Raw genomic sequence first — 3,081 nt, 5'->3', positions numbered from 1 at the left:
GCACGTACCGTCGCCGGGGAACTCACCGACCACGATCCGATCGCCGCACACGCCGAGGTCGAGCTTGGGTTCGATCCCGACGAGCTGACCAACCCGTGGCAGGCGGCACTCTCGTCGGCGTTGTCGTTCAGCATCGGCGCGCTGCTGCCGCTGATCGCGATCCTTGCTGCACCGATCACGCTGCGGATCCCGATCACCGTCGCGGCGGTGCTGGTGGCGCTGGTGATCACCGGCGTGGTTTCGGCACGTCTCGGTGGTGCGCCCAAACATCGTGCGGCACTTCGCAATTTCGTCGGCGGCGGACTGGCGCTGGCGGTCACCTACCTGATCGGCCACCTGGTCGGTGCCGTAATCAGTTGAGCGTCACTGCATCCAGCCGCGCGATCGCATCGGCGCTCAGTGCGACGTCGCCCGCGCCGAGGTTCTCCTCGAGATGCACGATCGAGCGCGTTCCCGGAATCAGCAACGTGGTCGGCGCGTGAGCGAGCAGCCACGCCAGCCCGACTTGCGCCGGTATGACACCGAGTTCGTCGGCGATGTCCACCACCACGGGGTTGTCGCCGACCTTGGGGAAGCCCGGGATCGCCGACCCGAGTGGGAAATACGGCACCCAGGCGATGCCCGCTTCCACGCAGACGGCGAGCATCTCCTCCTGGGAGCGATCGAGCAGGCTGTAGGCGTTTTGCACGCAGACGATGCCGGCAGGCAGCGCCCGCTGCAGGACGTCGACTGGCACGCTGCTGATCCCGATCGTGCCGATCTTGCCCTCGTCACGCAGCGCGATCATCTCGGCCAGCTGGTCGTCGAGGTCGACGATCTGGTCGCCCTCGGCGCCCATGCCGGGGAATAGATCCATGCGCCGCAGATTGACCACCGGGATTCGGTCCAGGCCGAGGTCACGCAGATCGTCTTCGACGGCGGCGCGCAGCTCGGCGGGCTTCTGTGCAGCGGCCAGGGGTACCGGGTCTTCGCCGGTGAACCGCGCACCCACCTTGCTAACGATCACGAGATCGTCGGGGTAGGGCGAAAGCGCCGCGTGTATCCGGCGGTTCACCTCGCCGGGGCCGTAGAACGACGCCGTGTCGATGTGGTTGACGCCGAGTTCGACCGCACGGCGCAGCACCGCGACAGCGTCGTCGAAGGAAGCCTCGAACAGTTGCATGGCGCCATAGCCGACCCGGGCAACGGTCCTGGTGCCGATGCGGCCGGCGCCGCCGGGCTGTGGCTTGTCAGTCATTGGTGCTCCCTTGATCGTGAGACACTGGAGGAATGCGGAGGACCCTCCGCTTAATCAGAATAGCAGAACCGGAGGAGCCTCCGCTTTGGTGGACAGTGTTCGGGCCGACGCGCGGCGTAATCGCGAACGGCTACTGGCGGCCGCGACCGCGGCATTCGGCGCCAGCGACGGCGCACCGGTGTCGCTCGAGTCGATCGCCCGCGACGCCGGCGTCGGAATCGGCACGCTCTACCGCCACTTCCCGACCCGCGACGTCTTGGTCGAGGCCGTCTATCGGTCCGAGCTCGCCGAGGTGGCCGCTTCCGCAGAGCAGCTGCTGAAGCGGCATCCGGCCAAGGCTGCGCTGCGGCGCTGGATGGATCGGTACGCGAGCTTCGTGGCCGCCAAGCGGGGCATGGCCGAATCGTTTCGCGCCATGGTCGAGTCGGGGGCCATCGAAGGGAGCCAGATCCGCGCCAGCATTGTCGGCGTGGTCGAGGTGTTGCTGAAAGCGGGCGCCGACGACGGCAGCCTGCGCTCCGACGTCCGCGCCGACGACGTGGTGTCCAGCCTGCTCGGCATCTTTTTGACCAGCACATCGCCTGCCCAGACCGGCCGTCTGCTCGACCTGCTGGTGGCCGGCATCGCCACCTGAGGGAATCAATCGACGCGCGCAGCGGTAGTACACCGCATGAAACTCAACCAAGCAGCGCGCGAGCTCATTGGAAACGGCGCCGACGCCACCCTGGTCACCCTGAATCCCGACGGCAGCCCCCAGGTCAGCGTGGTCTGGGTGGCGTTGCGGTCAACGCCCGATGGCGACGAGCTGGTGACCGCGCACCTTGCCGAACACAAAAAGGTCCGCAACGTCCGTCGCGATCCCCGCGTCGCGGTGACGATCGTGAATCCGGGCGACGTGGGCAAGACGCTGCGGTCGTATATCTCGATCGACGGGACCGCGCGGATCGAAGAGGGCGGCGCCCCGGAACTGCTCAAGGAACTGTCGCAGGAGCTGTTGGACCCTAGCGTGTTTCCGCCGAAGGACGCGCCGCCCGGATTCGTGACCCACATCCGCGTCGACAAAGTCGGCGGGGTCGGCGTCTGACGCCTAGCCGACCGCGCGGCCGGCGCCCTCCCAGAACTGTGCGCGGACGGCCTTCTTGTCCGGCTTGCCCAGCCCGGTCAGCGGCAACGCGTCGACGACCACCACCCGCTTGGGCGATTGCACCGAGCCCTTGCGGTCCTTGACCGCCGCCTGAACCTCGGCGGTCATCACCTCGATCGCCGCGTCGTCGCGGGCGGCGTCGGCTCGTAGCACCACCACCGCGGTGACGGCCTCGCCCCACTTCTCATCCGGTGCGCCGACGACGCACACCTGCGCGATCGAAGGATGTTCGGCCACAACGTCTTCGACTTCGCGGGGGAAGACGTTGAAGCCGCCGGTGACGATCATGTCCTTGACCCGATCGACGATGAAGTAGAAGCCGTCCTCGTCCTCGCGGGCCATGTCGCCGGTGTGTAGCCAGCCGTCCTTGAACGTGTCTGCCGTCGCGTCCGGGAGATTCCAGTAGCCGCCGGCCAAAAGTGGTCCGCTGACACAAATTTCACCCGGTTCGCCCTGCGGCACCGGCTTGCCGTCCTCGCCGAGCAGCGCCACCCGGGCGAACAGCGTTGGACGTCCGCAGGAGGTCAGCCGCTTCTCGTCGTGGTCGGCCTTGGCCAGGTAGGTGATCACCATCGGCGCCTCGGACTGCCCGTAGTACTGGGCGAAAATCGGGCCGAACCGCCGGATCGCCTCGGCCAGCCGAACCGGGTTGATCGCCGAGGCGCCGTAGTAGACGGTCTCCAGCGACGACAGGTCGCGG

Annotated in this window: 5 protein-coding genes; 3 read left to right on the top strand and 2 right to left on the bottom strand. The window is 67.5% G+C overall.

What is annotated here, in order from left to right; translation table 11 throughout:
• Positions 1 to 360, top strand: a 360-nt coding sequence (locus tag WBF82_RS17890; RefSeq protein ID WP_424384302.1) for a VIT1/CCC1 transporter family protein, incomplete at its 5' end; no start/stop codon positions are given.
• On the opposite strand, the gene WBF82_RS17885 is transcribed toward WBF82_RS17890, so the two are convergent.
• Positions 353 to 1,237, bottom strand: a complete 885-nt coding sequence (locus tag WBF82_RS17885) for an aldo/keto reductase (protein ID WP_424384301.1) — start codon at positions 1,235 to 1,237, stop codon at positions 353 to 355. The genes WBF82_RS17890 and WBF82_RS17885 overlap by 8 nt on opposite strands.
• A gap of 85 nt (positions 1,238 to 1,322) precedes the next feature.
• Between WBF82_RS17885 and WBF82_RS17880 the strand changes: the two genes are divergently transcribed.
• Both WBF82_RS17880 and WBF82_RS17875 read left to right on the top strand, forming a co-directional pair.
• Positions 1,323 to 1,871, top strand: a complete 549-nt coding sequence (locus WBF82_RS17880) for a TetR/AcrR family transcriptional regulator (protein WP_424384300.1) — start codon at positions 1,323 to 1,325, stop codon at positions 1,869 to 1,871.
• A 36-nt stretch (positions 1,872 to 1,907) separates the two neighbouring features.
• On the top strand, positions 1,908 to 2,321 hold the full coding sequence (locus WBF82_RS17875; protein WP_424384299.1) for a PPOX class F420-dependent oxidoreductase: 414 nt from the start codon (positions 1,908 to 1,910) through the stop codon (positions 2,319 to 2,321).
• Positions 2,322 to 2,324: 3 nt separating this feature from the next.
• On the opposite strand, the gene WBF82_RS17870 is transcribed toward WBF82_RS17875, so the two are convergent.
• On the bottom strand, positions 2,325 to 3,081 hold a 757-nt coding region (locus WBF82_RS17870; RefSeq protein ID WP_424384298.1), incomplete at its 5' end, for an AMP-binding protein.

The organism is Mycobacterium sp. (genome assembly GCF_049673265.1).
Classification (GTDB): Bacteria; Actinomycetota; Actinomycetes; order Mycobacteriales; family Mycobacteriaceae; genus Mycobacterium.
The sequence above is the reverse complement of the archived record's forward strand: the minus strand, read 5'-3'. Positions and strand labels throughout refer to the sequence as shown.

Bases quoted from the DNA above. Each gene is read 5' to 3' on its own strand.
- WBF82_RS17875 (WP_424384299.1), top strand. From the start codon at position 1,908: ATGAAACTCAACCAAGCAGCGCGCGAGCTCATTGGAAACGGCGCCGAC.
- WBF82_RS17885 (WP_424384301.1), bottom strand. From the start codon at position 1,237: ATGACTGACAAGCCACAGCCCGGCGGCGCCGGCCGCATCGGCACCAGG.